Origin of the sequence: Daejeonella sp. (assembly GCF_037719425.1) — a bacterium.
Classification (GTDB): Bacteria; Bacteroidota; Bacteroidia; order Sphingobacteriales; family Sphingobacteriaceae; genus Daejeonella.
The window spans coordinates 1-2,874 of sequence record NZ_JBBJNI010000171.1 but is presented as its reverse complement, the minus strand read 5'-3'; the positions used below and the strand labels follow the sequence as shown (position 1 = coordinate 2,874).

General features: G+C 43.5%; 3 protein-coding genes. 1 reads left to right on the top strand and 2 read right to left on the bottom strand.

Annotation, left to right across the window (positions count from 1 at the left end; genetic code table 11):
- A partial coding sequence (locus tag WKF69_RS17180; RefSeq protein WP_340383456.1) for a sigma-70 family RNA polymerase sigma factor occupies positions 1-559 on the top strand: 559 nt, incomplete at its 5' end.
- Between the two features lie 88 nt (positions 560-647).
- Here the strand turns inward: WKF69_RS17180 and WKF69_RS17175 are convergent.
- On the bottom strand, positions 648-1,910 hold the full coding sequence (locus WKF69_RS17175; protein WP_340383455.1) for a DUF1501 domain-containing protein: 1,263 nt from the start codon (positions 1,908-1,910) through the stop codon (positions 648-650).
- Positions 1,911-1,926: 16 nt separating this feature from the next.
- Positions 1,927-2,874: DUF1800 family protein (locus WKF69_RS17170; protein ID WP_340383454.1), on the bottom strand; the 948-nt coding region annotated here is incomplete at its 5' end.

The following is a 2,874-nucleotide window of genomic DNA, read 5'->3' as shown; positions in this document are numbered from 1 at the left end:
ACATCTCAGTAGAGATTATAGCAAAGCGGCACTTACAGAAACCGACCTGGTTACTGGTCTTGGAACTGGTGACAGAAAATCGCTCGAAGCTTTATATTCTATGTACTGCAGCTCCTTGTTCGGAATCATCAGACGTATTGTAAGGGAAGAAGAAGTAGCAGAGGATGTTCTTCAGGAAACATTTATAAGGATCTGGCAATCTTTTCACCTGTATGATCCATCCAAAGGAAGACTTTTTACATGGATGTCTAACCTCGCCCGTAATCTAGCACTTGATAAACTAAAAAGTAAATCTTATCGCAATGGCAATCTTAATGATAAGATATCTGACCTGCAAAACACAGTTGATAACCAGTTCAATGTTCGGCACAACCCAGAAACTATTGGCGTCCGGGAAATTGTAACGCGCTTAAAACCGGAGTACAAATCTATAATCGATCTGGTCTATTATAGAGGATACACCCACGTAGAAGCTGCTGAAGAGTTAAATATTCCCGTAGGAACCCTTAAAACACGGATGAGAATGGCCGTGAACGATCTGAGAAAATATTTTAAATAGTGGACAGTTGTCTCAGTTACCAATTTCCAGTATAAATCGAAATTCTCCACTCTCCACTCTCAACTCTCAACTCTCAACTCTCAACTTACTACCTCATTACCCCAATCCCTTTCCCCTCAAACCCCGGGAATAGAATTTTATTATTATTGATAAGCAAATGCTTATTAGCTACCTCGCTGAAAACACTTCTGAAATCCGTCGTTACAGCCAGATCACGCCCATCTTCAAGATTTTCCAGTGCCAATGGCTGAATGTTACCATGCACAATTCCCCCATTAACATCATTGCCAAGAATGAAATTACATGAAGCGCGGCCGTGATCCGTACCGCCTGTTCCATTCTGTCTAACCGTCCGCCCGAACTCAGTCATGGTCATTACTGTAAGATCGTCCTGATAAGCTGTCATATCCGTCCAAAACGCCATGATGCTATTACTAAGATCAGATACATTCCTGGCAAATACTCCAGTATCTTTACCTTGATTAAAGTGCGTATCCCAGCCTCCTGATTCAGCAAAAGCGACTTCAAGACCAACATCCATTTTAATCAGCTGTGCGATCTGCTTTAATGAATTACCTAATGCTGTATTTGGGTAAGCAGCATTATTTGCCGGTTTATAATTTTTTGTATCCACGCTTTTCAGCATTTTCATTGCATCAAAGCTTTCCTTACCAGTTTGCTTAAGCAAGCCAGACGAAGTTTGATCATACAGATCTTCAAAGCTTTGGGAAACGCGGCTTGTGCCCATAGGATTTCCCTTCATTTGTATCGTGAAATCCTGCAGGTTATTTATAGCCACGGATGGCATATCTCCATAAAAGGATCTGGGCATTGACGAGGTTAAACTCACCGCCTGAAAAGGAGTTGCATCATGGCCAAGAAGACCCACAGCTCTGTTCAACCATCCGCTGGGCGTTCCCTTGCTAAATGGGGTACCGGATTCCATATAATCCTGGGCATCAAAATGCGACCGGGTATTGTTAGGAGAACCAATGCCATGGACTATTCCAAGTCTCTTCTCACGAAACATCCGCTCAAAAGCAGCCATAGAAGGATGCAGACCGAAGCGCCCATCCAAATCTATCAAAGGATTTAAATTTCCTCCCTTGGCGGCCGACATCATTAGGCCCGGTCTGGCGGTTTGAAGATATTTATCCCCGAAAGGCGTTACTGCCATGAGGCCATCCATTGCACCCCGTTGAAATATTGAGACAAGGATCTTCTTGCGCTTAAACAAGCCGGGAGCCTGTGTGAGGTTTGCTGCTTCTGCTAGGAAAGTTGGAATACCTCCCATGCTGACGCCAAAGAGCGCCAATCCGCCGGCTTTCAGAAATGCTTTTCTAGATATCATGATCTACGTTTTAAATCTACTTACGTTGAAATTCCGGTGAACCCAGAATAACTCCCACTACCTGAGCCAGCATTGTATTTGACCCTGCGGCAGTTTGTACCTTCCCTTGATCTCGCTTTACCGAAGCCCGTACGTATTTTTTATCTTTTGATGTATCCATCATAGATAAATCTTCATCCACCATTGTAGCCTTGTCCTGTGGAACTGTATTTTTTGAAGCCGCATCTTCGATTTTCTTCTGAAGATCCGGATCATTAAGCATAGGTCTCAGGCGATCAATGGTTTGACTTAGATCGCGTTCGGGCATGATCATCCTTCCGTAGGTCATCAATGCCGCCTCAGAGCTCTCTGGCTCCCTATTCTTGTTCATAGCGGCAAGGTTAACACGAATGCCGGGTATCCGCTGCGAAGCAAGGGCAAGCCCAAAATTCATTCTATTCAATAAAGAACCAGTATTGATCCAGTATTGGCCTTTATCAGGGAAACCTGTAGGAGCCTGATACGAGTACATCTTTTGTCCCATTTTATTAATCCACGTGAACAATTGGTAGGGCTGCCAAATGTCGGCATTCAGGCTTCTAGTAGCGCTGATAGCTAATTCAAACGGTGATTTAGTTTTTTCCCGAAGCGCTTCTTTATTCCAAAACTCAGGGGATGAAACCATTGTCATCAATACTTCTGAAATATTCCCTTTTGTCTTAGTAAACGCTGCGCTCATCCTATCCACGAGCTTTTGCGATGGATTATCATTTACAAAACGGATGGCAATCTTTCTCGAAATAAACTTGGCAGACGAGGGATGATTAGCAAGCATCGTTAACAGCTCGACACCTTCCTCATAACCGCCATTTGCCTGAAATTTTCTTCCAAGCACTGTCTTTTCTCCGATATCGTGCCTGTTTGCAGCAAAAAGAAAATCGCCGTCATGCACAAATCCCATCTTTTGTAAATTCTGTTCGCCGAT

Bases quoted from the DNA above. Each gene is read 5' to 3' on its own strand.
- WKF69_RS17175 (WP_340383455.1), bottom strand. From the start codon at position 1,910: ATGATATCTAGAAAAGCATTTCTGAAAGCCGGCGGATTGGCGCTCTTT.